Below are 26,293 nucleotides of genomic sequence, written 5' to 3'. Positions count from 1 at the left end.
CCCCCGTCCGCTCAGCCGGCCCGTCTCCGGACGTGCCACAGGCCGAGCGCCGCCAGCAGAGCCGCCGCGCCGAGGTGGAGCGCCAGCTCGATCCACTGGAACGCCCAGAACCGGCGGTTCGGCTGGTAGGCCAGGTCCACGTGCAGGTCGAGCGCGCCGAGGCAGACCGCCGTGTCACCGAACGTGCCGGTGGCGCCGGTACGCGGCGGATCGCGGAAACAGGTGCCGAACGCCTCGTCGGAGAGCTGCCGCCCGTCGGCGGTCCGCAGCGGGCTGATGTCGGTGACCCAGGCGCCCGGCACGTCCAGCCCGCCGACCACAGGGGAGCCGGTGATGCTGCCCAGGTTGCGGGCCCGGTTGACGGTGTCGGCGGTCATCGGCACGGTGATGCGCTCCGGCGGCAGGTAGTGCGGGCGCAGCAGGTTCGGCACCGCGAGCTGCACCACGACCACGGCCAGGAACACCACTGCCATCGCCGGCAGGGTGCGGCGCAGCAGCAGCCCGGCGACCACGCCGAGGACGAGGCCGAACACCGCGTACCCGACCGGCGCGACGCCGCGCGCGCCGAACAGCACGGTGCTGAACCGGTCGCCGGCGACCCGGTCCACGGGCGAGGCCGCCCAGGTCAGCAGCGCACCGAGCGCACCGGCGACGAGCGCGGCGGCGGCCGAGAGCACCGCCAGCTTGACCGCCAGCCAGCGGCGGCGGGGCACGCTCTGGTTCCACACCAGCCGGTGCGTGCCCTGCTCCAGTTCCCGGGCGACGAGCGGCGCGCCCCAGAAGGCCCCGATCAGCGCGGGCACCAGCGCGAAGCCGCCGGCGAGGAACAGCATCGTCTGCGCGTACCGGTCGGGCAGCCGGGCCGGATCCGGTACGGCGCGGATGTCCGCGCCGAGGCGCAGCAGGTAGGCGCCGGCCAGCACCAGCAGGGCGGCGCCGACGAGCGCCGGGAGGCGGAACTGCCGCACCGTCATCCGGATCATCGGGTCACCGCCGGGCGGGTGGCGGCCCGGGACAGGTACGCCAGGACCAGTTCCTCCAGAGTGACCGGCGCGCCGTCGCGTACCGCCGGACCCCGGACCACGACGCGGCCGGGCTCGGCCCAGACCACCTCGGCCCCGGCGGGCGCCGCGGCTGTCCGGTGGTGCGTGGCGAGCAGGTCCGGGACCGGACCGGCCACCTGCACCCGGGCGGCGCAGAGCACGACCAGGTGGTCGCAGACCTGTGCCACATCGCCGAGCAGGTGCGAGGAGAGCACCGCGCCCGCGCCGAGTTCCCGCACGAAACCGGCCAGCCCGTGCATGAACTCGCGGCGCGCAAGCGGGTCCAGTGCGGCGGCCGGCTCGTCGAGGATCAGCAGCTCGGGACGTTTCGCGGCGGCCAGCGCGAGGGCCAGTTGCGCGCGCTGGCCGCCGGAGAGCCGGCCCGCCTTCTGCGCAGGGTCCAGGCCGACCTCGTCGACGCGTCGCCGGGCCAGCGTCGAGTCCCAGGACGGGTTCAGCCAGGCGCCCATCCGCAGGTGCTCGGCGACGGTGAGGGAGGCGTAGACCGGCGTGTCCTGGGCGACGAAACCAACCCGGGCCAGGTGCGCGGCGTCGGCGGCCGGTGGCGAGCCGAGCACCGTCAACGTGCCCGAGGTCGGCGCGATCAGCCCGCAGGCCAGTTGCAGCAGCGTGGACTTTCCGGCGCCGTTGGGGCCGACCAGGCCGACCACGTGCCCGCGCGGAACGCTCAGGTCGCAGTCGGCAAGCGCGGTCCGGCGGCCGTACCGTTTGGTCAGCCGCTCGGCGTGCAGGGCGAGTGGTGGATGCATGCGGCTCATCCTGGGCACGTCCGAACCGGCGGGCATCGGTCCGGAGCAGGGTCCGGCGCGCGGCGGACCCTACTTTCGGCCGGTTCGGCCCGGCCCGCGATCTCCTAGCGTGCTGGGCATGGCTACCGAACGGCTCACCCGGGTTGCGGCGACGGCGGGGCTCGCCGTGGTGCTGCTCGCCGCGATCGGCGTCCAGGCGGTGGCGGTCGCCGCGAGCTGGGGTCTGCGGTACTGGCTCCCCGGCGGCGCGGCCGCCGTCGTGGTCGGCGTGCTGGCTCTGGTACGCCATCGGCAGCGCGTCGTCACGGCCACTGCCGGACTCGCCGTCTCCGGGTCGGCAGTCGCCGCGGCCCGGCTGTTCGACCTGCCCACCGAGCCGGGGCCGGCGCTGGCGCTGGCGTCGGCCGTCCTGGTCGGATCGGCGGTACGCGCGCTGCCGCCGCTGCCCGCCGGCCTGATCGCCGCAGGTGGTCTCGTGGTGGCGGCCGGGGCGTGGGCGGCGGTCCGGCCGGGGGCGGGCGGGTCCGGGGTGGTGGCGCTCAACGGGCTGTGCTGGCTCGGCGGGGTCGTCGCGGGGCTCACGCTGCGGTTGCTCGACGAGCGGGCCCGGGCCGCGGCCGAGCGGGTACGCCGCGACGAGCGGCTGGAGTTGGCCCGGGAGCTGCACGACGTGGTGGCGCACCACGTCACCGGCATGGTGGTGCAGGCGCAGGCCGCCCACCTGGTCGGGCGGCGGGATCCGGCGCGCGCCACCGAGTCGCTGGCCGGCATCGAGGCGGCCGGCGGCGAGGCGCTGCGGGCCATGCGCCGCCTGGTCGGGGTGCTGCGCGACACCGCCGACGCGCCGCCGGCCTCGGCCGGTACCGAGCAGATCGCGGAACTGGTCGAGCGGTTCCGCCGGCAGGGCCCGCCGGTGCGGCTGCGGCTGCCGGGGGAGACGGCCTGGCCGCCGGAGGTCACCAGCACCGTGCACCGGATCGTCCGGGAGGCGCTGACGAACGTGGCCCGCCACGCCCCGCACGCCGGCCAGGTCACCGTGGACGTGTCGCAGGAGCCGGACGCGGTGGTGGTCGAGGTGACCGACGACGCGTCCGGCGTTTCCGGCGTTTCCGCCGAGCAGCGGGGCGGATACGGCCTGATCGGCCTGCGCGAGCGGGTCGAGGCCCTCGGCGGCACGCTGCGCGCCGGTCCCCGCTCCGGCGCCGGGTGGTCGGTGCGGGCGGTAGTGCCGAACGGGAGGGCGTGATGACGATCCGGGTGCTGCTCGCCGACGACCAGGCGATGGTCCGCGGCGGGCTGCGGCTGATCCTGGAGGACCAGCCCGACATCACAGTGGTCGCCGAGGCGGCCGACGGCGTCGACGCGGTGGCCCAGGCCCGCCGGCTGCGCCCGGACGTCTGCCTGGTGGACATCCGGATGCCGCGGCTCGACGGGCTCCAGGTGACGCGGGCGCTCGCCGGGCCCGAGGTGGCCGACCCGCTGCGGGTCGTCGTGGTCACCACGTTCGACCTGGACGAGTACGTCTACGGCGCGCTGCGTGGGGGAGCGGCCGGGTTCCTGCTCAAGGACGCCGGACCGGCGCTGCTGGTGGAGGCGGTCCGGGCGGCGTACCAGGGTGACGCGCTCGTGTCCCCGTCGGTGACGGTCCGGCTGCTGCGGCACCTGACCCCGCCCGCGCCGCCCCGCGACGAGCGCCGTCCGGCGCTGTCCGAGCGGGAGATCGAGGTGGTACGGGAGATCGCCCGGGGCCGGACGAACCTGGAGATCGGCGCGGAGCTGTTCATCTCGCTGAGCACCGTGAAGAGCCATGTGTCGACGGTGCAGACGAAGCTCGGCCTGCGGAACCGTACCGAGATCGCGGTCTGGGCCTGGGAGCACCGCGTGGTCGACTGAAACGTTGGCGGACGCGCTACCGTACGTTGTACGTTAGCGGCCGTCGTCAACGGAGGGGGCACAGTCGTGGAACACGCGATCCTGGCGGAGGGCCTGCGCAAGCGATACGGGGACACCGCCGCGCTCGACGGATTCGACCTGCGGGTGCGACCGGGCACCGTGTGCGGGCTGCTCGGCCCGAACGGGGCGGGCAAGACCACAGCCGTCCGCATCCTGGCCACGCTGCTGCGCTTCGACGCCGGGCGGGCCGAGGTCGCCGGCTTCGACGTGGCGGGACAGGCCGACCGGGTGCGCCACCGCATCGGTCTGGTCGGGCAGCACCCCGCTGTGGACGAGGCACTGAGCGGGCGGGAGAACCTGGTGATCTTCGGCCGCCTGTTCCACCTGGACCGGGCCGGGGCGAGGCGGCGCGCCACCGAACTGCTCGACCGGTTCGGGCTCGCCGACGCCGGCGGGCGGCCGGTACGCACGTACTCCGGTGGCATGCGCCGCCGCCTCGACCTGGCCGCCGGGATGATCCTCGCGCCGTCGGTGCTGTTCCTCGACGAGCCGACCACGGCGCTGGACCCGCGCGGGCGCAACGAGGTGTGGGAGGCGGTACGCGACCTGGTACGCGGCGGCACCACGGTGCTGCTGACCACGCAGTACCTGGACGAGGCCGACCAGCTCGCCGACCGCGTCTGCGTGCTCGACGCCGGCCGGGTGATCGCCGAGGGCACACCTGACGCGCTCAAGTCCCGGCTCGGCGGCGACCGGATCGAACTGGTCGTCCGCGACGCCGCCGACCTGGCCACAGCCGCCGGGCGGTTGCGCGCCGTCGCCCTTGCCGAACCGGCAGTCGATCCGGACCGCCGGGCGGTCAGCGCCCAGGTCGGCGACCGGGCGGGCGCGCTGACCGAGGTGCTGCGCGCGCTGGACGCCGACGGCGTGGACGTGGCCGACGTGGCGTTGCGTCGGCCCACACTGGACGAGGTGTTCCTCCAGCTCACCGGCGCGCCGTCCGCCGCTCGGACCGGTGTGGAGGTGACCGCGTGACAGCGACCGTGACCCCGGCCCGGCGCGCGTCGCTGGCCGGTGACGGCCTGACGCTGACCGGGCGTGCGCTGGCGCACTGGCGGCGCGAGCCCGGCCCGCTGGTCGGCTCGCTGGGCTTCGACATCCTGATGGTGCTGATGTTCGCCTACCTGTTCGGCGGCGCGCTCCAGGTGCCCGGCGACGGCAGCTACCGCGAGTTCCTGATGCCCGGCATGTTCGCCATGACGATGGTCTTCGGCATCAGCATGACCACCATGGCGGTCTCGGCGGACCTGGAGCGCGGCGTCACCGACCGGCTGCGGTCCATGCCGGTGTCCCGGCTGGCCCCGCTGCTCGGCCGCGCCGTGGCCGACCTGATGTTCGCGGTGGTGACGCTCGCCGTCATGCTGCTCGTCGGCCTGGCCGTCGGGTGGCGGGCGCGCGGCGACCTCGGTGACACGCTCGCCGCGATCGGGCTGATCCTGCTGCTGCGGTTCGCGCTGGTCTGGGTGGGCGTCTTCCTCGGCCTGACCGTGAAGGGGCAGAGTGCGGTCACGGCCGTGCAGACGCTGGAGTTCCCGCTGGGCTTCCTGTCCAGCGCGTTCGTGGCGCCGTCCACGATGCCCGCGTGGCTGGGTGCGGTCGCCGAGTGGAACCCGCTGTCCGCGACCGTCGGGGCCACCCGGGAGCTGTTCGGCAACCCCGGGTGGGGCGGCGACTCGTGGGTGGCAGCGCACCACCCGCTGCTGGCGGTGCTCTGGCCGCTGGCGCTGGTCGCGGTGTTCCTGCCGCTGTCGCTGCGCCGCTACCGGGCGCTGAGCCGCTGAACCGGGCCCGGGGGCGGCCGTGCGCCGCCCCCGGGACGCGGTCACGGCCCGGTGAGGACGACCAGCTCGCCGGTCGCGCGGGTCATCGCGACGTACCGGTCCACCGCGCCGGAGATCCCGTCGCCGAACGACTCCGGGTCGACCAGCACCACCAGGTCGAACTCCAGTCCCTTGGCCAGCTCCGGGGTCAGCGACCGGACCCGCTCCGAGGCCGGGAACGCCGGATCGCCGATGACGCACGCGACGCCCTCGGGATGGTCGGCGAGCCAGCCGTCCACCACCGCGCCCAGCTCCGCGCGGGCGCCGTACCGCACCGGGGCGCCGTCGCGGATGGACGTGGGTACGTTGGCATCAGGGAGCACGGCCCGGATCACCGGTTCGGCCGCCGCCATCACCTGCGCCGGAGTGCGGTAGTTGACGGTGAGCGTGGCCACCTCGACCCGGTCGAAGCCGGCCCGCGTCAGCCGCTGCGGCCACGACTCGGTGAACCCGTGCCGCGCCTGCGCCCGGTCACCGACCACTGTGAAGCTGCGCGACGGGCAGCGCGCCAGCAGCATCTGCCACTGCGCGTCGGTCAGCTCCTGCGCCTCGTCCACCACGACGTGCGCGAACGGCCCGGCCAGCAGGTCCGGATCGGCCACGCTCAGCGCGCTTTCGTCGACCAGGCTCGTCCGCATGTCCTCGCCGTACAGCATGGTCATCAGACCCTCGCCGTCGTCGTAGGCGTGCGACGCGATCAGCGCGTCGACCACCGTGTCCATCTCGGCGCGCTGCGCGGCCAGCACCGCCTCGTCGCGGCGCCGCCGCAGCGACGCCTCCGGGTCGCCGACGCGGCGCCGGGCCGCGTCCAGCCACGGCAGGTCGGCGACAGTCCAGGCCCGGGGGTCGGGCCGCCGCAGCGTACGGATCTCCTCGACGCTCAGCCAGGGCGCGCACCGGCGCAGGTAGGCCGGTACCGACCACAGGTCGGCCACCACGTCGAGCGGGTCGAGCAGCGGCCACGCCCGGCCGAACGCGGTGACCAGCTCCCGGTCGCGCGCCAGCGCCCGGCGCACCGCCTCCTCCGGCTCGTCGCCGCGGTACTTCTCCACCAGGATCGTGAGCAGTTCCTCCCACACGTCGTCGCGGGCCTCGTTGTGCGGGACGCCCGGTCCGGCCGCCTCGAACGCCGTCGTCCAGTCGTCGGCGGTCAGCCGCAGCTCGCCGTCCCTGACGCCGACTGTCATCACGGTCGCGGGCGGCTCCTCGTAGAACCGGACCGCGGCGTCGACCGCCCGCACCGTGTCCGCGGACGCCTTCAGCCGGGCCACCTCCGGGTCGGTCTCCGGCGCCGCCGTCGCGCCCTCGGGCACCAGGCCGGCGAGCGTGCAGATCTGCACGTCCTCCTCACCCAGGCTGGGCAGCACGTCCGACACGTAGTTCAGGTACGGCTGGTGCGGCCCCACCACCAGCACCCCGCCCCGGCGCTCGCCCAGCCGCGGGTCGGCGTGCAGCAGGTACGCGGTCCGGTGCAGCGCCACCACCGTCTTGCCGGTGCCGGGGCCGCCGTCGACCACCAGCGCGCCCCGCGACCCGGCCCGGATGATCGCGTCCTGGTCGGCCTGGATGGTGCCGAGCACGTCGCGCATCCGCGCCGACCGGGTCGCGCCCAGGCTGGCGATGAACGCCGACTGGTCGTCGAGCGCGGCGTGCCCGGCCAGGCCGTCGGCGGTGAACACCTCGTCCCAGTAGTCGGTGATCCGTCCTCGGCTCCACCGGTACCGGCGGCGGCTGACCAGGCCCATCGGGTCGGCGTGGGTGGCGCCGAAGAACGGCTCGGCGGCGGGGGAGCGCCAGTCCAGCAGCAGCCGGCCGCCCGCGCCGTCGGTCAGGCCGAGCCGGCCCACGTACACCGGTTCGCCGCCGTCCGCGCCGACCATCCGGCCCAGGCACAGGTCCAGGCCGTAACGGCGCAGCGTACGCAGGCGCGCACTCAGCCGCCGGACCTCCTGGTCCCGGTCGACCGCCTGCCGACCCCGGCCGCCCGCGGTCCGGCGCGTCGCGTCGAGCCGGTCGGTCAACTCGGCGATCGAACGGTGCAGGCTGTCCGCGATGGCGGCGAAGTGCCGCTCGTCGGCGGCGATCAGGTCCGGGCCGGCCTTCGCCGACAGACGCTCGGGAAGATCGAAAACGCTCGTGGCAGGCAGATTCAACTCGTCTCCGATCACGGGCACGGCCGAGCCTCCGCTCTTCGCGGCTTTCGAATGCCTCGGCAATGGGTTACGGCCGGCAATTGTGCGCCCTCACCCGGGTCTTGCGGCAAGACCGGGGGTGCGCTATATGTTGGTAGTGGCGGGGGAACCCGCCATTCTTTTTGCGCGAACAATTCTCGGGCTCCCCTTTTCCGGCGTCCCGCCGACCGCCGGTGACCGGCGTGGCCGGTAGGATGACGGCACCATGTCGAAGGAGCGCCGGCGCAAGGCCGATCCCGCCCGCAGCCTGGCCCTTCTCTGGCGCACCCAGGAGCCGGCCAGCCGCGGCGCCGGTCCCGCCCTGAGCGTCGACCGGATCGTGCGCACCGCGATCGAGATCGCCGACGCCGACGGCATCGACGCGCTCACCATGCGCCGGGTCAGCGAGGCGCTCGGCGTGGGCACCATGTCCGTCTACACGTACGTGCCGGGTAAGGCGGAACTGCTCGACGTCATGGTGGACGCCGTCCTCGGTGACCTGCCGCGCCCGTCCGACGTGCCGGGTGGCTGGCGGGGGCGGCTGGAACGCGTCGCGCGGGACAACCTCGCCCTCTACCGGGCCCACCCGTGGCTGCTGCGCGCCGAGACCACCCGGCCGGTGCTCGGTCCGAACGTGCTCGCCAAGTACGACTACGAACTGCACGCCGTCGCGGACATCGGGCTGGACGACGTGGAGATGGACGCGGTGCTCACGCTCGTGCTGGGGCACGCCAAGAACGCGGCCCGGGTCGCGCTGGACGTGGCCGAGCTGGAACGTGAGACCGGGATGACCGACGACCAGTGGTGGCAGACGCACGGGCCCTGGCTGGAGAAGTTCATGACCGCCGGCAGTTTCCCGCTCGCCGCGCGGGTCGGCACCGCGGCCGGCATGGCGCACGGCGCGGCGTACGGGCCGGACCACGCCTTCGAGTTCGGTCTCCAGCGTGTGCTCGACGGCATCTCGGTGGTGGTGGCCGACCGTGCCGCTGGTGGGCCGGAGCCCGGGAAGACCTTGTAATCCTACTGGATGGGTAGGAAACTCTCCCTGGGGTCGACGATCCCCGTCGTACACCTTGGAGGAACACCGTGACCGAGCCTGCCGACACCCCGGTCGACGCCGACGCCGACGCGCTGCGGACGCTGCTGCGGCACCAGGCCAGCACCGTCACAGTGGTCACCGCCGCCGGTCCGCCCGCGGCCGGGTTCACCGCCACCTCGTTCACCGCGGTGTCGCTGCGGCCGCCGATCGTCTCGTTCTGCCTGGACCGGGGCTCGTCGAGCTGGCCGGTGGTGTCCCGGGCCCGGCACGTCGGCGTGCACCTGCTCGGGCACGGCCAGCACGAGATGGCCCGGACGTTCGCCACCAGCGGGATCGACCGGTTCGCCGAGCCGACCCGCTGGCGGCCCGGCCCGGAAGGGGTGCCGGTCCTCGACGACACGCTGGCCTGGCTGCTCTGCCGGGTGGTGGACCGGGTTGTCGTCGGGGACCACGCCGTCGTGCTGGCCGAACCGGAGCTGCTGCGGCACGCCGACGTCGGCTCGCCGTTGCTCTACCACAGGGGGCGGTACGCCGGCCTGGCCGACACGACCGACCCCGGTGGCCGCCGCTCCGCCGCCTGACCGGCCGCCGCTATCGTGGCCGCGATCACCTGCGTCGTGCACTACACGTTCGAGAGCCTGGCGGCGTACGAGCAGTACCGGGCCCGGTTCGGAGTGGATCCCGAGTTCGTCGCCGCCGACCGGATCCGCGAGGAGTCGGGCTGCGTCCTGCGGTACGAGCGCACGTTCATGCGCCCGCTCCTGCCCACCGACTGACGCCCCGGCCGGCCCGGCTACCGAGGCGGGTTCGGGCCCTCTGCCGCTGCGGCGTAACGGCGGGCCAGGCGCGCGAACGCCTCGCGCAGCTCCGGCGGCCCGACCACCTCGATGTCGGCGTCGTACCGGCCGAGCACGGCGGCCAGCCCGGGCCACGACCAGGCGCCCAGCACCAGCCGGCAACGGTCCGGGCCCAGCGCCTCGACGATCCCGTCGCGGGTCCACCCGGACACCACGCGGGCGGGCAGGTCGAGGATCACCTCGCCCCGGCAGGGCCAGTCGCCCGGCCCGGTGGCGCCCTTGAACCGGCCGGCGACGTACGCGGCCACGTCCCCGCCGGGCAGCTCGCGGGGCGTGAACCGGGGGCCGGTGGGCGTACGCGGGCTGATCCGGTCGACCCGGAACGTGCGCCAGTCGTCGCGGTCGAGGTCCCAGGCGACGAGGTACCAGCGCCCACCCCAGGTGACCAGGTGATGCGGCTGCACCCGGCGCGGCGGCCGGCCCGCGACCGCCGGCGCCGTCGACACCGACTCGTAGTCGAAGCGCAGTTCCTCGCGGGCGTGCACGGCGGCGCTCAACGTCATCAGCAGCGCCGGTTCCACCCGGTGCCGGGAGGGCGTATCGGCGCGTTGCACGTCGACCACCCGCAGCGCGTCCACCCGGTGCCGCAGCCGCGCCGGCATCACCTGCCGCACAGTGGTCAGCGCCCGCGCCGCCGCCTCCTCGATGCCGGTCACCCCGCCGGCGGCGGTCTGCAACGCCACTGTGAGCGCGACCGCCTGCTCGTCGTCGAAGAGCAGCGGCGGGAGCGCCGAGCCGGCGCCCAGCCGGTAGCCGCCGTCCGGCCCCTTGGCGCTCTCGATCGGATAGCCCAGCTCGCGCAGCCGGTCGACGTCGCGGCGCACGGTACGGGGGCTGACCCGCAGCCGTTCGGCGAGCAGCGACCCGGGCCAGTCGCGTCGCGCCTGCAACAGGGACAGCAGGGAGAGCAGCCGGGCGGAAGTCTTCGGCACGCCACGCATTCTGCCGCGAGAAGAGGACACTTCCTGACCGCTATGCCTGCGAGGGTGGACCCGTACCCGATCAGGACCGGAAGGAACGATGACGATGACCGGCACCACCACGACCCCCACCACCCTCGACGCCGAGCGGACCGACCTGCTGGCCGAGCTCGCCGAGGCCCGGAACATGCTGATCAACACGGTGCGCGGCCTGACCGACGAGCAGGCCGGGCAGAAGCCGACTGTCAGCGCGCTCTGCCTGGGCGGCCTGATCAAGCACGTCGCGTCCACCGAGGAGGCGTGGCTGCGGTTCGTGGTCGAGGGCCCTTCGGCGATGTCATTCGCCATGCCCGAGGGCGTCACCTGGGAGGACTTCATGTCCGGGCAGGCCCGCGAGCTGCCGCAGTGGGCGATCGAGCGGGGACGGGACTTCCAGATGCTGCCCGAGGACACGCTGCCGGCCATCCTGGACCGGTACGCCCGCATCGCCGCCCGTACCGAGGAGATCGTGGCCGGCGTCGAGGACCTGTCGGCGACCTGGCCGGTGCCGGACGCGCCGTGGAACGAGCCCGGTTCGGTCCGCAGCATCCGGCGGGTGCTGATCCACGTCATCGCCGAGACCACCCAGCACGCCGGGCACGCGGACATCCTGCGCGAGAGCATCGACGGGCAGACCACCACCTGAGCGGGCCGGAGACCGCAGCGATGACAGTGCTCGACCAGTTGATGCTCAACCGGGCCACGCTCGCCCGGCAACTGCTGCTGGAGCGCGCCGACCTGCCGGTGGCGGACGCCGTGACGCACCTGTGCGGGTTGCAGGCCCAGGAGCCGCAGGAGCCGTACGTCGGGCTCTGGTCGCGGCTGCGGGCCTTCGACCCGGCGGTCCTGTCGGACCTGCTGGTGCGCCGCCGCCTGGTGCGTACCCACCTCATGCGCCGCACCGTGCACCTGCTCGCCGCGGACGACGTGCTGGCCTGGCGGTCCCGGCACGACGCGATGCTGCGGCAGCGGGTGCTGGGCGTCTACCGCGGCGAGTTCGACGGGGTCGACCTCGACGAACTCGCCGCGGCGGCCCGGGAGGTCCTGACCGACGGCGAGCCGCGCACCACCGCCGAGATCGTGGGGGCGCTCACCGCGCGCTGGCCGGAGACCGACCGGCGGGCGCTCGGCGAGATCGTGCTCGCTCTGGTCCCGGCCGTGCAGGCCCCGCCGCGCGGACTGTGGCGGACCACCGCCGGCGTCCATACCGTCGCTCTGGCCCGGTGGCTGGGCCGCGACGCCGACCCGCCCGGCCCGGACGGCGACGACCCGGCCGGGCGGGCGCTGGTGCGGCGCTACCTGGCCGCGTTCGGGCCGGCCGCGTCGGCGGACCTGCGCGCCTGGTGCGGCCTCGCCGGGCTGCCCGCGGCGGTGGCGGCGGTCCGCGACGAGCTGGTGGCCTTCCGGGACGCGCGCGGCCGTACGCTGCTGGACCTGCCCGGCGCGCCCCGGCCCGACCCGGACACCCCCGCGCCGGTACGGTTCCTGCCCGCCTTCGACAACGCCGTGCTCGGCTACCACGACCGCAGCCGGATCATCGACGACGCCCACCGCAACCTCTCCGTCGCGGGTGCCCGGTTCGTGCTCGTCGACGGCCGGGTCGCCGCCACCTGGACGGTCGACGCGGGCGTCGTGGTGGTCACGCCGCTGCGCGCGTTGACCCGCGCCGAGCGCACGGCCGTCACCGCCGAGGGCGGCGCCGTGGCGTCGTTCCTGTCCGAGGGCGACAACCAGGGGGTACGCGTCGTCGCCCGTTGAGCCGCCGGTAAGGCGCGCGAGCGCGCTGGCCGCCGGTCAGGCGCGCACCGCGCGGCCCATCCGGGTGACCGCCTCGGTGAGCACGGCGGGGGAGGTGGCGAAGTTGAGCCGCACGAACCCGGCGCCGCCGGAGCCGAAGACGTGCCCGGAGCTGAGCGCCACCCGGGCCCGGTCGAGGAACATCCGCGCCGGACCGGCCAGGTCGCTCGCCACGCCCGGTCCGTCGCCCGCCTCGGTGGGTACGCCGAGGCGCCGGCAGTCCAGCCAGGCCAGGTACGTGCCCTCCGGCGGCCGCCACGACACGGTCGGAAGGTGCTCGGCCAGCAGTGATCCGAGCAGCGCCCGGTTCGCGTCGAGGCCGTCGAGCAGCCGGTCCAGCCACGGCCCGCCGGCGCGGAACGCGGCGGTGTGCGCGAGCACCCCGAGGTGGCTGGGTCCGTGGCTGACCTCCTCCGGCATCCGCGCCAGGTCGTCCGCCGCGTCCGGCCCGGCGACCGCCAGCGCCGCCTTGAGCCCGGCCAGGTTCCACGCCTTCGACGCCGACAGCAGCGCGAACGCGTTCTCCGCGCCCGGCACCGTCAGGTACGGCGTGAACCGCGCGCCGGGCAGCGCCAACGGCGCGTGGATCTCGTCGGCCACCACCCGTACGCCGTGTCGCGCGGCCAACTCGGCGACGGTGGCCAGATCGTCGGGCCGGTGCACCACACCGGTCGGGTTGTGCGGGTTGCAGAGCAGGAACGCCGGCCGCTCGCCGATCGCGCGGGCCCGGCGGAACGCCTCCTCCAGCGCGGCCGGGTCGAGCCGCAGGTCCGCGCCGAGCGGCGCCTCGAGGACCTGCCGGCCGGCGTTGGCGACGAACGCGTAGAACGGCGGGTAGACCGGGGGAGTGACCACCACCGCGTCGCCCGGGCCGGTGACCAGGCGCAGTACCTCGACCGTACCCATCATCAGGTCCGGCACCAGCGTGGTCCGGCCGACCGGGAAGTCGGCCCAGCCCCACCGCTGCGCGGCGAACCCGCCGACCGCCTCGGCGTACCCGGTGCCGAACGCATAGCCGGTGTCGCCCAGCTCGACCGCCCGGCGCAGCGCCTCGGCCACCGGCGGCGCGAGCGGCACGTCCTGCTCGGCCACCCACAGCGGCAGCACGTCCGGCGGGTACAGCCGCCACTTCACGCTGGTGCGCTGCCGGAGCTGGTCGAGCGTGAGCTGGGTGAGCGGATTGCCCTCGTCGGCGGAGACGACCATGCGGCCCACACTAGGTACCTCCTACCATCGCCCGATGACCCACCCGGCGTACCCGCTGCGCACGCCCCGGCTGCTGCTGCGCCCGGTCACGCTCGGCGACCTCGACGACGTGCACGCCTGGCAGCGCCGCCCGGACGTGGTCCGCTGGATGGCCGGCACCGCGCCGCGTACCCGGGCGGAGTCCCTGTCGTCGGTGACCGCGATGGCCGGCGAGGACGCGCTGCGCGCGGAGGGCGACTGCCTGACGCTCGCCGTGGTGCGCGACGCACGGGTGATCGGCGCGGTCGAGCTGGTGTGGCGCAGTGCGGCGGACCGCACCGCCGAGCTGGGGTACGTGTTCCACCCCGGCCACGGCGGTCGTGGGCTGGCCACCGAGGCGGCCGGGGCGCTGCTGGACTGGGGTTTCGGCGGGTTCGGGCTGCACCGGGTGGTGGCCCGCTGCCACGCGGACAACGAGCCGTCGGCCCGCCTGATGGCCCGGCTCGGCATGCGGCGGGAGGCGCGGCACGTGCGCAGCTACCGGTTCCGGGACGGCTGGGCCGACCAGCTCGTCTACGCGATCCTGGCGGACGAGTGGCGGTCCCGGCCGGTCAGGCCGGGCTGACCGCGCTCAGTCCACCCGCCCCGGCGAGCAGCACGGTGTCGAACGGCGGGCGGTCATGTCGCCTCGCACTCGTCGCCGGCCCGGATCTCGCCGGTGGTCAGCGGGACCAGGCGGACGCCGAACCACGTCTTGCCGTCGTAGCGCCGGTGCCGGGCCAGCGTGCGGATCGGCTCCTTCCCGGTCGCGAGCGTCTCCGGGTCGATGAGCGTCACCGAGCAGCGGTCGCAGCGTTCGGACACCCGGAAGTCGACGGCGCCGATGCGTACCCGGCTCCAGCCGTCCTCGGCGAACGGTTCGAACGGCCCGTCCAGCACCACAGTCGGGCGGAACCGGGCCATCGCCGGCGGCTCCGGCGCGGGCTCGCCGCGTTCCAGCGCGCCCTCGACGATCCAGTCCCGCAGCCGCCGCAGCGACGGCGCCGTGGCGACCAGTAGCGGCCCGGCGTCGGACAGGTTCAGCGGATCGCCGGGCCCGCCGCCGTGCTCGGCCGACATCGGCCGGCGGCGCGGATCGTCCAGCCAGGCCAGCCGTACGGGCCGGCCCAGCCGCGCGGACAGCCAGTCGTGTGCCTCGTCGGCGGCGAGCCGGACCGTGTCCAGCCGGGACACGTCCGTGGCGACCGGTGGCCCGTCCACCGGCTCGGCGACTGTCAGCGACGACCCGTCGCGGGCGGTGAGCGTGATCGACCCGGAGCCGGGCGCGGCGGTCAGGCCGAGCAGCGCCGGCAGGGCGGTCGAGCCCAGTTTGCCGCCGTCCGGGCGCAGCACCAGCCAGCGGCGGTCGTGACGCAACCCCCACGGCTGGACATCGGCCCGGTCGACGTCGACGCCGCCGAGGGACTTGACCGGATACAGGTGTACCGAGGCGAGTCGCATCACCACGCACTCAGCCGATCTTGGGAGTGGCGCGGTCGATGATCGCGGCGAGGTCCAGTCCGCCCGGCAGCGTCCCGTACGCCTGCCCGTGGTCGCCGTCGAGCCGGGACGCGCAGAACGCGTCGGCGACCGCCGGGTGGCCGTGGCGCACCAGCAGCGAGCCCTGGAGCACCAGCGCCAGCCGCTCGACCACCCGCCGGGCGCGCAGCTCCAGGTCGGTGTGGTCGGCCAGTTCGTCGCGCACCCGGCGCACCGCGGCGTCCAGCCGGGCGTCCGCGCCGGCCGCGGCGGCCACCTCCGCCTCGTACGCGGCGAGCACCTGCGGTTCCCGGGTGAGCGCGCGCAGCACGTCGAGCGCGGCGACGTTGCCGGAGCCCTCCCAGATCGAGTTCAGTGGCGACTCGCGGAACAGCCGCGGCATGCCGGACTCCTCCACGTAGCCGTTGCCGCCCAGGCACTCCAGCGCCTCGGCGGCGTGTCCCGGCCAGCGCTTGCACACCCAGTACTTGCCGACGGCGAGGGCGAGGCGCTTGAACGCCGTCTCGCCGTCGTCGCCGCGCGCGGACCGGTCGGTCGCGCCGGCCAGCCGGACCATCAGGACGGTGGCCGCCTCGGACTCCACCGCCAGGTCGGCCAGCACGTTGCGCATCAGCGGCTGGTCGGCCAGGTAGTCGCCGAACGCCCGCCGGTGGGTGGCGTGGTGCACGGCTGTGGTCACGCCGTGGCGCATCCCGGCCGCCGCGCCGATCACGCAGTCGAGCCGGGTCAGGTTGACCATGTCGATGATGGTGCGCACGCCCCGGCCCTCGTCGCCGACGCGCCACGCCACCGCGTGCTCGTACTCGACCTCGGCGGAGGCGTTGGAGCGGTTGCCGAGCTTGTCCTTGAGCCGCATCAGCCGCATCGGGTTGCGGGTGCCGTCGGGCAGCACCCGGGGGACCAGGAAGCAGGTGAGGCCGCCGGGCGCCTGGGCGAGGGTGAGGAACAGGTCGCACATGGGCGCCGAGGTGAACCACTTGTGCCCGACGAGCCGGTAGCTGCCGTCCGGCTCGGGCCGGGCCGTGGTGGTGTTGGCGCGGACGTCCGAGCCGCCCTGCTTCTCGGTCATCGACATGCCGGCGAGCAGGCCGCGCTTGGTCTGCGGCGAGCGCAGCCCGAAGTCGTACTCGCGGGTGGTGAGCAGCGGCTCGTAGCGGGCGGCCAGGTCCGGGCTGTGCCGCAGCGCGGGCACCGCCGCGTAGGTCATCGAGATCGGGCAGCCGTGCCCGGCGTCGGGCCGCCACAGGTAGAAGCCGGCCGCGCGGGCCACGTGCGCGCCCGGCCGGTCGTCGGCCCACGGCGCGGCATGCAGGCCGTGACCGACGGCGGTACGCATCAGCTCGTGCCAGGACGGGTGGAACTCCACCTCGTCGATGCGGTTGCCGTACCGGTCGTGGGTGCGCAGCACCGGCGGGTGCTCGTTGGCGAGCCGACCGTGCTCGGCGGCCTCCTCGCCACCGGCGAGCCGGCCCAGCTCGTGCAGCCCGGGCAGCGCCCAGCCGGCACCCTCGCGGGCCACGCCGTCGCACAGCGCCGGGTCGTCGGCGGTGTCGTGGCCGACCATCGGCGGGACCTGGTTGACGACCTCGTGTGTGGTCACGGCGGCAACTCCCAGCGCTGGTGGCGGATCGGGTCGGGGCCCGGATTGAACCACCGTTCACTCCGCACCGGCAAGCGGCGGCCGACCAGTCACTTTGGCGGTATTCGTTGACATCATCCCGCTCGGGGAGAAGACTCGCCGAAACTTTCTTTTGTCCGGGAAGTGGCTAGGGGGGCCTGTGTCCAGGAAAAAGCTCGGTGTGCTCGGTGCCGCACTCACACTGACCGTCGGCGTCCTGTCCGGATGCACCGGCGGCGAGGCGGTCGACGTCGGCGGCGGGGGGAACGCCGGCGGCGCCGGTGGTGTCCTCAACGCCGCGATCGGCGGCGAGCCGGACCAGCTCGACCCGCACAAGACCTCGGCGTACTACAGCTTCCAGGTGCTGGAGAACGTCTACGACACGCTCGTCGAGCCGGACGCCGACCTGAAGATGGTGCCGTCGCTGGCGACGAAGTGGACCACCAGCGACGACCAGCTCACCTGGACGTTCACGCTGCGCGAGGGCGTCACGTTCTCCGACGGGTCGCCGCTGACCTCCGAGGACGTCGTCTACTCGTACGAGCGGATCATCAAGGAGAAGCTGAACAGCGCGTACAAGTTCGCCACCGTCAAGTCGGTCACCGGGCCCGACCCGGCCACAGTGGTGGTGACGCTGAGCGCGCCCACGCCGAACCTGCTCGCCAACCTCGGCGGGTTCAAGGGCGTGGCGATCGTGGAGAAGTCCAACGTCGAGTCCGGCGCGGTGAAGACCGCGCCGGTCGGCAGCGGCCCGTTCAAGGTGGCCGGCTACACCTCCGGCGACAGCGTCAAGCTGGTCCGCAACGACTCGTACTGGGGGGAGAAGCCGAAGCTGGACGGCGTCACGTTCACCTTCGTCAAGGACCCGACGGTGGCGTTGCAGAACCTGCGCAGCGGCCAGGTCCAGTGGACCGACAACCTGCCGCCCCAGCAGGTGAAGTCGTTGCAGGACGGCGACGACCCGGTGGTGAAGTCGGCGGCCTCCACCGACTACTGGTACGTGGCGCTCAACGAGGCCCGCAAGCCGTTCGACAACCCCGAGGTGCGACGCGCCATCGGCTACGCGCTGGACCGCGAGGCGATCACCAAGGCGGCGAAGTTCGGCCTGGCCACCGTCAACCAGACCGCCATCCCGAAGGCCAGCGCGTTCTACTACGACTACGCGCCCTACAGCCACGACCCGGGCAAGGCGAAGCAGATGCTCGGCCAGGCCGGCGTGAGCAACCTGACCATGGACCTGATGGTCACCAGCGAGTACCCGGAGACGGTCACCGCCGCGCAGGTCATCGCCGCGCAGCTCAAGGACGTCGGCATCACCGTCAAGATCCGTACGCTGGACTTCGCCCAGTGGCTCGACGAGCAGGCCAAGGGCAACTTCGACGGGTTCATGCTGGGCTGGCTCGGCAACATCGACCCGGACGAGTTCTACTACGCCCAGCACCACAGCGGCGGCACGTTCAACTTCCACAAGTACAAGAACCCGGCGGTGGACAAGCTGCTCGACGACGCCCGTACCCAGACCGACCAGGGCGCCCGCAAGCAGGCGTACGAGCAGGCGGCGAAGCAGATCGTCGACGACGCCAGCTACCTCTACCTCTACAACCCGGACGTGGTGCAGGGCTGGTCGAAGAAGGTCTCCGGCTACGACGTGCGCACCGACCGGGCGATCCGGTTCCGGTCGGTCGCCCTGGCCAAGTGATGGCCCGCTTCGTCCTGCGGCGGGTACTCCAGTCGGCGGTCGTCCTGCTCGGCGTGACGCTCGTGGTGTTCCTGCTGCTGCAACTGGTGCCGGGCGACCCGGTCCGGGTGGCGCTCGGCACCCGGTTCGACCCGCAGACGTACGAGGCGCTGCGGGAACGCGCCGGCCTCGACCAGCCGCTGCCGGTGCAGTACGCCAGCTACCTCGGGCACGCGCTCACCGGTGACCTGGGGGTCAGCTTCCGCACCGGCCAGCCGGTGAGCCAGATCGTGCTGGAACGGCTGCCCGCCACGCTGTCGCTGGCCGTCACCGCCGTGGTGTTCGCGCTACTGGTGGCGTTCCCGCTGGGCATCGTCGCGGCGGTCCGCAGCGGCTCGGCGGTCGACCACGCCGCGCGCGTGTTCAGCCAGTTCGGCGTCTCCGTGCCGGACTTCTGGATGGGCATCATGGGCATCCTGCTGTTCGCCGGGGTGCTCGGCTGGCTGCCACCCTCGGGCTACGTGGCGCTGACCGACGACCCCGGCAGGTGGGCCACCCACGTGGCGCTGCCGGCGGTCACCGTCGGCCTGGTCACCGCGTCGATCCTCACCCGGTTCATCCGCTCCTCCGTGCTGGAGGTGCTCTCCGCCGACTACGTGCGGACCGCCGAGGCGAAAGGGCTGCGCAACCGGGTGGTGATCGTGCGGCACGTGCTGCGCAACGCGCTCATCCCGGTGGTCACCGTGGTCGCGGTGCAGCTCGCCAGCCTGCTCGGCGGCGTCATCGTGATCGAGGTGCTGTTCGCCTGGCCCGGCATCGGCCGGCTCACCTTCGACGCCGTGCAGGCCCGCGACTATCCCGTCCTTCAGGGCGCGGTGCTGCTCGTCGCAGCCCTGTTCCTGCTCGTCAACCTGCTGGTGGACATCCTCTACGCCCGCCTCGACCCGAGGATCACGGTCAAGTGAGCGCCACGACCGAGAGCACCGGACGCCGCGTCCTGGACGCGCTGCGCCGCGACCCGCTCGCCGTCGGCGGCACCATAGTGCTCGTACTGCTGGTGGTGGTCGGTGTGGCCGGCCCGTGGCTGGCACCGGCCGGCGTGAACGACGTCGACGTGGACCAGATGCTGCGCCCACCCAGCGGCGCGCACCCGTTCGGCACCGACGAGCTGGGCCGTGACGTGCTCAGCCGGGTGCTCGTCGCCGCCCGCGTGTCACTGCAGGTCGGCGCCGTCAGCGTCGGCATCGCGCTGGTCGCCGGCGTGATGCTCGGACTGTTCGCCGGCTACTACCGGGGCTGGCTGGACAGCGTGCTCATGCGCTGCATGGACGTGCTGTTCGCGTTCCCGGTGCTGCTGCTGGCGGTCGCCATCGTGGCGGTGCTCGGCCCCGGCCTGCTCACCGCCATGGTCGCCATCGGCGTGGTCTACACGCCCATCTTCGCCCGGATCACCCGCGCCGGCGTCCTGTCCGTACGCGAGCAGGTGTTCGTCCGGGCCGCCGTCTCCATCGGCGCGTCCGACCTGCGCATCATGCGCCGGCACGTGCTGCCGAACATCGCCGCGCCGCTGATCGTGCAGACGTCGCTGTCGCTGGCGTTCGCGATCCTCTCCGAGGCCGCGCTGTCCTTCCTCGGCCTCGGCATCCAGCCGCCCGCGCCGGCCTGGGGCCGGATGCTGTTCGACGGGCGCGGCTTCGTCACCGACGCGTGGTGGCTGGGCGTGTTCCCGGGCGCGGCGATCTTCCTCACCGTACTGGCGTTCAACCTGGTCGGCGACGCGCTGCGCGACGTGCTCGACCCGCGCCAGCTCACCCTGGGCGAGGCCCGCAGGAGCACCCCATGAGCGAGCGCACCGAGCCCATGCCGAGCCAGCGCCGGCACCCCACCATGACCGACTCGACGGTGCTGTCAGTGGACGACCTCACCGTCACCGTCGGCACCCGCCGCGGCCCGGTCCGTGCCGTCGCCGGGGTGTCCTGGCAGGTGCGGCAGGGGGAGACGTTCGCGCTGGTCGGCGAGTCCGGCAGCGGCAAGAGCATGACCCTGCTCGCCGCCACCGGCCTCGCCCCGCGCGCCGCCACAGTCACCGGCCGGGTCCGGCTGCTCGACACGGAGCTGACCGCGCTGCCCGACGACCGCCGCCGCAAGGTACGCGGCCGGCACGTCGGGTTCGTCTTCCAGGACCCGATGACCTCGCTCAACCCGGTGCTGCCGGTGGGCCGGCAGGTCACCGAGGCGGCCGAGGAGCACCTGGGGCTGACCCGCCGCGCCGCCCGCGACCGGGCGGTGGAGCTGCTGGAACTGGTGGGCATCCCGTCGGCCGCGCGGCGCGTCGACGCGTACCCGCACCAGTTCTCCGGCGGCATGCGCCAGCGCGTCGCCATCGCCATGGCGCTCGCCTGCGAGCCGGACCTGCTGATCGCCGACGAGCCGACCACCGCGCTCGACGTCACCACGCAGGCGCAGATCATCGAACTGGTCGCCGACCTCCAGGCCCGGCTGGGCACCGCCGTCGTCTGGGTCACCCACGACCTGGGCGTGGTGGCAGGCATCGCGGACACCGTGGCGGTCATGTACGGCGGGCGGATCGTCGAGCAGGGCCCCGTCGACGCGGTGTTCGACACGCCCACCCATCCGTACACCCGGGCGCTGCTGGCGGCCCGGCCGGACCCGTCACGCCGCGGCGAGGACCTGGTCGCCATCCCCGGTTCGCCGCCGAGCCCGCTGGACCTGCCGCCCGGCTGCGCGTTCTGGCCGCGCTGCCCGGTACGCGCCGACCCCCGCTGCGAGCACGAGCTGCCCCCGCTGACGCCGGTCGGCGACGGGCACGCGGTCCGCACCTTCTACCGTGGAGAGGCCGGATGAGCGCCGACACCCCGGACGTGGTCGCCGAGCTGGACGACCTGAAGGTGCACTTCCCGACCCCGGCCGGAACCGTCCGCGCGGTGGACGGCGTCAGCGTCGCCGTACGCCGGGGCGAGACGCTCGGGCTGGTCGGCGAGTCGGGCAGCGGCAAGTCCACAGCCGGCCTGGCGCTGCTGCGGCTGGTCGACCCGACCGCCGGACGGGTCCGGGTGGCCGGCGCGGACGTGACCCGCTGGTCGCGCCGCCGCCTGCGCGCGACGCGCCGCCACGTGGCGATGGTCTTCCAGGATCCGCAGGCGTCGCTCGACCCACGCCGTACGGTCGGCGACAGCATCGCCGAGCCGCTGATCGTGCACCGGCTCGCCAGGTCCGCCGCCGCCCGGCGGGACCGGGTCGCGGAGCTGCTGGACCTGGTCGGCCTGCGCGCCGACACCGCCGGCCGCTATCCGCACGAGCTGTCCGGCGGCCAGCGCCAGCGCGTCGGCGTGGCCCGGGCGCTGGCCGGCGAGCCGGACCTGATCGTCCTGGACGAGCCGATCGCCTCGCTGGACCTGAGCGTGCAGGCGCAGATCATGAACCTGCTCCGGCACCTGCAACGCGACCTGGGGCTGACCTACCTGTTCATCGCGCACGACCTGGCCGCCGTCGAGCACATGAGCGACCGGATCGCGGTGATGTACCTGGGCCGCATCGTCGAGACCGGCCCACCCGAGCGGATCTACCGGCACCCGGCGCACCCCTACACGGCGGCTTTGCTGTCGGCGGTGCCGGTGGCCGACCCCCGCGTGGAGCGGGAGCGCCGCCGGATCGTGCTGACCGGCGACATCCCGAGCCCGGTGGACCCGCCGAGCGGTTGCCGCTTCCGTACCCGATGCCCCCAGGCCCGCCCCGCGTGCGCCGAGACCGATCCGGCGCTCGCCGAGGTCGGCACGGACCACCACGCCGCGTGCCTGTTCCCGCTCGACGGCGACCGGGACGGCGGCGTGGGGGAGGCCGCGACGACGCACGCCGACGCCGCCGGCACGCCGTAGGCTCGCGCCCATGGCGTTCACCACCCGGCCGACGTTGCGCGGCACGTTCGGCATGGTCTCCTCCACGCACTGGCTGGCCAGCCAGTCCGCGATGGGCGTGCTGGAACGCGGCGGCAACGCCTTCGACGCCGCGGTGGCCGCCGGGTTCGTGCTGCACGTCGTGGAGCCGCACCTCAACGGCCCGGCCGGCGAGGTGCCCGCGGTCCTCGCCACCGCGACCGACCCCACCCCGCGGGTGCTGTGCGGTCAGGGCCCGGCCCCTGCGGCCGCGACGGTCGCGCACTTCCGGTCGCTCGGCCTGGACCTCGTGCCGGGCGCCGGTCCGCTCGCCGCCGTCGTGCCGGGCGCTGTCGACGCCTGGCTGTTGCTGCTGCGCGACCACGGCACCCGAACGCTCGCCGAGGTGCTGGAACCGGCGATCGGCTACGCCGCCGCAGGCCATCCGCTGGTCGGCCCGGCCGGGCAGACCGTCGCGCGGGTCCGCTCGCTGTTCACCGACCACTGGCCGACCTCCGCGCGCCTCTGGCTCCGCGACGGCCGCCCGCCCGCGCCGGGGGAGATGGTCACCAACCCGGCGTACGCGGACACGCTGCGCCGCCTCGTCGACGCGGGACGGGCCGCCGGTGCGGACCGGGAGGCGCAGATCGAGGCGGCCCGGCGCGCCTGGCGGGAGGGTTTCGTCGCCGAGGCGATCGACGCGTTCAGCCGGCTGCCGTTCCGCGACTCCAGCGGGCGTGCGCACGCCGGGCTGGTCACCGGCGACGACCTGGCCGGATGGTCGGCCACCTGGGAGGAACCGGTCACGCTGGACTGGCACGGGCACACGATCGCCAAGACCGGCTTCTGGGGCCAGGGCCCGGTGCTGCTCCAGACGCTCTCCATCCTGGACGCGCTCGACGACCCGCGTGTCCACGACCCGTCGAGCCTGGAGGGCATCCACGCGCAGGCCGAGGCGCTGAAGCTCGCCTTCGCCGACCGGGAGGCGTGGTACGGCGACACCGACGTCCCGGGCTCCGCGCTGCTGTCGGCCGGCTACGCCCGTGCGCGGGCCGCGCTGGTCGGCGACCGTGCCGACACGACGCTGCGTCCCGGCAGCCCGGCGGGCGAGCCGCCCCGGCTCCCGTCCCACCTGCACACCGACGTGGGTCGCGGGGCCGTCCCGCAGGATCCGAGCACCGGCGAACCCACGGTACGGGCGGACGGCGTGACCCGCGGCGACACCTGCCACGTCGACGTGGTGGACCGGTGGGGCAACATCGTCTCCGCCACGCCCAGCGGTGGCTGGCTGCAGAGTTCACCTGTCATCCCGGAGCTGGGCTTCCCGCTCGGCAGCCGGTTGCAGATGTGCTGGCTGGAGGAGGGGCTCGCCTCCACGCTGCGGCCGGGGCGGCGTCCGCGTACCACGCTCAGCCCGACGCTCGTGCTCCGCGACGGCGAGCCGGTGATGGCCTGCGGGACGCCCGGCGGCGACCAGCAGGACCAGTGGCAGCTGCTGTTCCTGCTGCGGCACCTGGCCGGCGGGCAGGAGTTGCAGGAGGCGATCGACGCGCCGACGTGGCACACGACGAGCTTCCCCGCGTCGTTCTATCCACGCGAGGTCGAGCCGGGCGTGCTGGTGCTGGAGGACCGGATCGACGGCGACGTGCTGGCGGGCCTGCGCGCAAGGGGCCACACCGTCCGCTTGTCCGACCCGTGGAGCCTGGGCCGCATGTGCGCGGTGGCACGCGACCCGCGCACCGGGGTCCTCTCCGCCGCGGCGAACCCCCGAGGCGCCCAGGGCTACGCCACAGGCCGCTGACCCACCCTCCCCTGAGCGCGGCCGTGGGCGTACGGGCATGATGGGGCCGTGGCCGGGCCCTGTGTCGCAGTCCTGCTGCCCGATCCGTGGACCGCTTCGCATGTCGAACTGTTCCGGGTCTGGCTGGCGGAGGCGCTCACCAACCAGACCGGCGACTGGTGGCTGCTCCGAGAGCCGTCCCGCTTGGGCTGGCAGGCTGAGTCACCGGTTACCGGGCCGATGCTGGTCGAGCCGGATGACTGGGACGTGGAGGATCCGGACGAGGCAACATTTCTGGCGCGCGCCGCCGGGTTCCGGCCCGCGACAGAGGTCGTTCTGGCCTCGGCGACGAACGGCGTGGACGACCACCGGTTCCTGGCGCATCTCGCGGTAGCGATAGCGCACCGGTACGGCGGCCTGATCGATCTCACCGGTCCACTACCGGTCCCACCTCCGGCGAGAGTCCGCGTCCTCGATGCCGTCGAGGCCGGTACCGGGATCGAGGAGTGGTGGGCCGGATCCCGGGAGACCCTCAGGATGCTCGGCGGGGCATGGCACGAGATCCCCTACGTGGCCGCCGGTGGCACCCGGCACATCTACCACGTCGTCGAGCCCGATCTCCTGACAGTTTGGTTGACGCATCCACAATTTCGCATGGTGAAGTAGCGCGACGAGTCTGGCGACGTCGAGCCGGCCCAGGGAGAGGGCAGGGTCAGGTGTCGATCCGGGTGATGTTGCGGATCTTGTTGGCGGCGTCGAGGGCGGCCACCTTGTACGCTTCCGCCAGCGTCGGGTAGTTGAAGACGGCGTCCAGCAGGTAGTCGACGGTGCCGCCGCAGCCCATCACGGCCTGCCCGATGTGGACGATCTCGGTGGCGCCGGTGCCGAACACGTGCACCCCGAGCAGCCGCCCGTCCTCGGGTGAGACCAGCAGTTTCAGCATGCCGTACGAGTCGCCGACGATCTGCCCCCGGGCCAGCTCCCGGTAGCGGGCGATGCCCACCTCGAACGGGACGGACGCATCCGTCAGCTCCTCCTCGGTCTTCCCGACGAAACTGATCTCCGGAATGGTGTAGATGCCGATCGGTTGCAGGTCCGACATGCCGCGCGCCGGTTCGCCGCAGGCGTGCTGGGCGGCCAGCCGGCCCTGTTCCATCGAGGTGGACGCCAGCGCGGGGAAGCCGATCACGTCGCCGACGGCGTAGATGTTCTCGACGGTGGTGCGGTAGTCGGCGTCGACGGTGATCCGGCCCCGGTGGTCGGCGGTGAGCCCGGCTGCCTCCAGCGCGAGGTCGTCGGTCTGCCCCTGCCGCCCGGCCGAGTACATCACCGTGTCGGCGGCGATCTTCTTGCCGCTGCGCAGGACGCAGAGCGCGGCGCTGCGGTGCTTCTCCACGGCGGCCACCTCCTCGCCGAAGCGGAAGGTCACCGACAGGTCCCGCAGGTGGTACTTCAGGGATTCGACGATCTCCTCGTCGCAGAAGTCGAGCATCCGCGGGCGGCGCTCGACCACTGTCACCTTGGTGCCGAGCGCGGCGAACAGGGACGCGTACTCCATGCCGATCACCCCGGCGCCGACGACGACCATGCTGCGCGGGACGGCCTGGAGGTTGATGACGCCGTCGGAGTCGACGATCGTCCGGTCGTCGAAGTCGACGCTGTCCGGGCGGGCCGGGCGGGTGCCGGCGGCGATGACCGCCTTGTCGAAGCTGACCCGGGTCTCCCGGCCGGAGCCGGCGTCGACCCAGACGGAGTGGGCGTCGGCGAACCGGCCGGTGCCGGTGATCAGCGAGACCTTGTTGCGGGCCAGCTGGTTGCGGATGACGTCGGTCTGCCGGGTGATCACGTGCTGGGTGCGGGCGGCCAGGTCCGCGACGGTGATGTCCTCCTTGACCCGGTAGCTGCTGCCGTAGAGGTCGCGCTGACTCAGCCCGGTCAGGTAGAGGACCGCCTCGCGCAGCGTCTTGGACGGCACGGTGCCGGTGTTGATGCACACCCCGCCGAGCATGTCGCGGCGGTCCACGATCGCGACGCGGCGGCCCAGCTTCGCCGCGGCGATCGCCGCCCTCTGTCCACTCGGTCCGGAGCCCAGCACCAGCAGGTCGTAGTCATACACGAGCGCCAGCCTCGCAGGGTCTCGCAACCCGCGCCAGCCGAGACGCCCCCACGAAGATCGATCACTGCCGTAGGG

Annotated in this window: 25 protein-coding genes; 17 read left to right on the top strand and 8 right to left on the bottom strand. The window is 73.9% G+C overall.

Annotated features, from left to right (window positions below; genetic code table 11):
- Positions 1–11: 11 nt before the first annotated feature.
- Both FB454_RS26955 and FB454_RS26950 read right to left on the bottom strand, forming a co-directional pair.
- Complete coding sequence (locus FB454_RS26955) at positions 12–983, bottom strand: ABC transporter permease subunit (protein WP_145823753.1); 972 nt, start codon at positions 981–983, stop codon at positions 12–14.
- The gene (locus tag FB454_RS26950) at positions 980–1,813 is read right to left on the bottom strand and encodes an ABC transporter ATP-binding protein (protein ID WP_013286226.1); all 834 of its coding nucleotides are present in this window, start codon (positions 1,811–1,813) and stop codon (positions 980–982) included. Before FB454_RS26950 ends, FB454_RS26955 begins: the two co-directional genes overlap by 4 nt.
- A 118-nt stretch (positions 1,814–1,931) precedes the next feature.
- Here FB454_RS26950 and FB454_RS26945 point away from each other — a divergent pair, with 118 nt between their 5' ends.
- From FB454_RS26945 to FB454_RS26930, 4 genes are all read left to right on the top strand, one after another.
- Entirely contained in the window at positions 1,932–3,059 is a 1,128-nt protein-coding gene (locus FB454_RS26945; protein WP_145823752.1) for a histidine kinase, read from the top strand.
- On the top strand, positions 3,059–3,706 hold the full coding sequence (locus FB454_RS26940) for a response regulator (RefSeq protein ID WP_091327948.1): 648 nt from the start codon (positions 3,059–3,061) through the stop codon (positions 3,704–3,706). Before FB454_RS26945 ends, FB454_RS26940 begins: the two co-directional genes overlap by 1 nt.
- Before the next feature lie 66 nt (positions 3,707–3,772).
- A complete protein-coding gene (locus FB454_RS26935; protein WP_145823751.1) occupies positions 3,773–4,741 on the top strand; it encodes an ATP-binding cassette domain-containing protein in 969 nt (322 codons plus the stop codon).
- Positions 4,738–5,547, top strand: a complete 810-nt coding sequence (locus FB454_RS26930) for an ABC transporter permease (protein WP_145823750.1) — start codon at positions 4,738–4,740, stop codon at positions 5,545–5,547. Before FB454_RS26935 ends, FB454_RS26930 begins: the two co-directional genes overlap by 4 nt.
- A 41-nt stretch (positions 5,548–5,588) precedes the next feature.
- On the opposite strand, the gene helR is transcribed toward FB454_RS26930, so the two are convergent.
- The gene (gene helR / locus FB454_RS26925; protein WP_145823749.1) at positions 5,589–7,760 is read right to left on the bottom strand and encodes an RNA polymerase recycling motor ATPase HelR; all 2,172 of its coding nucleotides are present in this window, start codon (positions 7,758–7,760) and stop codon (positions 5,589–5,591) included.
- Positions 7,761–7,983: 223 nt separating this feature from the next.
- On the opposite strand from helR, the gene FB454_RS26920 reads away from it, so the two are divergent.
- The 3 genes from FB454_RS26920 to FB454_RS26910 all read left to right on the top strand — a co-directional run bounded on the left by FB454_RS26920 (position 7,984) and on the right by FB454_RS26910 (position 9,572).
- On the top strand, positions 7,984–8,775 hold the full coding sequence (locus tag FB454_RS26920) for a TetR/AcrR family transcriptional regulator (RefSeq protein ID WP_013286232.1): 792 nt from the start codon (positions 7,984–7,986) through the stop codon (positions 8,773–8,775).
- 68 nt (positions 8,776–8,843) lie between these two features.
- Positions 8,844–9,377 carry a flavin reductase family protein gene (locus FB454_RS26915; RefSeq protein ID WP_013286233.1) on the top strand — a complete coding sequence of 178 codons (534 nt, stop codon included), beginning with the start codon at positions 8,844–8,846 and terminating at the stop codon, positions 9,375–9,377.
- 15 nt (positions 9,378–9,392) lie between these two features.
- Positions 9,393–9,572 (top strand): NIPSNAP family protein, encoded by a 180-nt coding sequence (locus FB454_RS26910; RefSeq protein WP_357000588.1) that lies wholly within the window; start codon positions 9,393–9,395, stop codon positions 9,570–9,572.
- Positions 9,573–9,589: 17 nt separating this feature from the next.
- On the opposite strand, the gene FB454_RS26905 is transcribed toward FB454_RS26910, so the two are convergent.
- Positions 9,590–10,594, bottom strand: a complete 1,005-nt coding sequence (locus tag FB454_RS26905) for a WYL domain-containing transcriptional regulator (protein ID WP_145823747.1) — start codon at positions 10,592–10,594, stop codon at positions 9,590–9,592.
- Positions 10,595–10,679: 85 nt separating this feature from the next.
- Here FB454_RS26905 and FB454_RS26900 point away from each other — a divergent pair, with 85 nt between their 5' ends.
- Positions 10,680–11,258 (top strand): DinB family protein, encoded by a 579-nt coding sequence (locus tag FB454_RS26900; RefSeq protein WP_145823746.1) that lies wholly within the window; start codon positions 10,680–10,682, stop codon positions 11,256–11,258.
- A 20-nt stretch (positions 11,259–11,278) separates the two neighbouring features.
- Positions 11,279–12,370 carry a winged helix DNA-binding domain-containing protein gene (locus tag FB454_RS26895; RefSeq protein ID WP_145823745.1) on the top strand — a complete coding sequence of 364 codons (1,092 nt, stop codon included), beginning with the start codon at positions 11,279–11,281 and terminating at the stop codon, positions 12,368–12,370.
- A gap of 36 nt (positions 12,371–12,406) precedes the next feature.
- Here the strand turns inward: FB454_RS26895 and FB454_RS26890 are convergent, their stop codons facing one another.
- On the bottom strand, positions 12,407–13,615 hold the full coding sequence (locus FB454_RS26890; RefSeq protein ID WP_145823744.1) for a MalY/PatB family protein: 1,209 nt from the start codon (positions 13,613–13,615) through the stop codon (positions 12,407–12,409).
- Between the two features lie 34 nt (positions 13,616–13,649).
- Here FB454_RS26890 and FB454_RS26885 point away from each other — a divergent pair, with 34 nt between their 5' ends.
- Positions 13,650–14,219 (top strand): GNAT family N-acetyltransferase, encoded by a 570-nt coding sequence (locus FB454_RS26885; protein ID WP_145823743.1) that lies wholly within the window; start codon positions 13,650–13,652, stop codon positions 14,217–14,219.
- A 53-nt stretch (positions 14,220–14,272) separates the two neighbouring features.
- Here FB454_RS26885 and FB454_RS26880 read toward each other — a convergent pair whose 3' ends face one another.
- Entirely contained in the window at positions 14,273–15,094 is an 822-nt protein-coding gene (locus tag FB454_RS26880; protein WP_145823772.1) for an MOSC N-terminal beta barrel domain-containing protein, read from the bottom strand.
- 10 nt (positions 15,095–15,104) lie between these two features.
- On the bottom strand, positions 15,105–16,733 hold the full coding sequence (locus tag FB454_RS26875; RefSeq protein ID WP_145823742.1) for an acyl-CoA dehydrogenase family protein: 1,629 nt from the start codon (positions 16,731–16,733) through the stop codon (positions 15,105–15,107).
- Between the two features lie 178 nt (positions 16,734–16,911).
- On the opposite strand from FB454_RS26875, the gene FB454_RS26870 reads away from it, so the two are divergent.
- The 7 genes from FB454_RS26870 to FB454_RS26840 are packed head-to-tail and all read left to right on the top strand — an operon-like array spanning position 16,912 to position 24,768.
- A complete protein-coding gene (locus FB454_RS26870; RefSeq protein WP_145823741.1) occupies positions 16,912–18,450 on the top strand; it encodes an ABC transporter substrate-binding protein in 1,539 nt (512 codons plus the stop codon).
- Entirely contained in the window at positions 18,450–19,394 is a 945-nt protein-coding gene (locus tag FB454_RS26865) for an ABC transporter permease (protein ID WP_013286242.1), read from the top strand. The genes FB454_RS26870 and FB454_RS26865 overlap by 1 nt, the downstream gene beginning before the upstream one ends.
- Complete coding sequence (locus FB454_RS26860; RefSeq protein WP_145823740.1) at positions 19,391–20,272, top strand: ABC transporter permease; 882 nt, start codon at positions 19,391–19,393, stop codon at positions 20,270–20,272. The genes FB454_RS26865 and FB454_RS26860 overlap by 4 nt, the downstream gene beginning before the upstream one ends.
- Positions 20,273–20,316: 44 nt before the next feature.
- Positions 20,317–21,294, top strand: a complete 978-nt coding sequence (locus FB454_RS26855) for an ABC transporter ATP-binding protein (RefSeq protein ID WP_030272361.1) — start codon at positions 20,317–20,319, stop codon at positions 21,292–21,294.
- Positions 21,291–22,325 carry an ABC transporter ATP-binding protein gene (locus FB454_RS26850; protein ID WP_030272360.1) on the top strand — a complete coding sequence of 345 codons (1,035 nt, stop codon included), beginning with the start codon at positions 21,291–21,293 and terminating at the stop codon, positions 22,323–22,325. Before FB454_RS26855 ends, FB454_RS26850 begins: the two co-directional genes overlap by 4 nt.
- Positions 22,326–22,335: 10 nt before the next feature.
- Complete coding sequence (locus tag FB454_RS26845) at positions 22,336–24,123, top strand: gamma-glutamyltransferase family protein (protein ID WP_145823739.1); 1,788 nt, start codon at positions 22,336–22,338, stop codon at positions 24,121–24,123.
- Positions 24,124–24,171: 48 nt separating this feature from the next.
- Entirely contained in the window at positions 24,172–24,768 is a 597-nt protein-coding gene (locus tag FB454_RS26840) for a DUF6368 family protein (protein WP_013286247.1), read from the top strand.
- 46 nt (positions 24,769–24,814) lie between these two features.
- On the opposite strand, the gene sthA is transcribed toward FB454_RS26840, so the two are convergent.
- Positions 24,815–26,218, bottom strand: a complete 1,404-nt coding sequence (sthA, locus tag FB454_RS26835; protein WP_145823738.1) for a Si-specific NAD(P)(+) transhydrogenase — start codon at positions 26,216–26,218, stop codon at positions 24,815–24,817.
- Positions 26,219–26,293 lie beyond the last annotated feature (75 nt).

This window comes from Micromonospora sp. CNZ297 (assembly GCF_007827625.1).
Note: the sequence above shows the minus strand (reverse complement) of the source record. Positions and strands in the feature narration are given on the sequence as shown.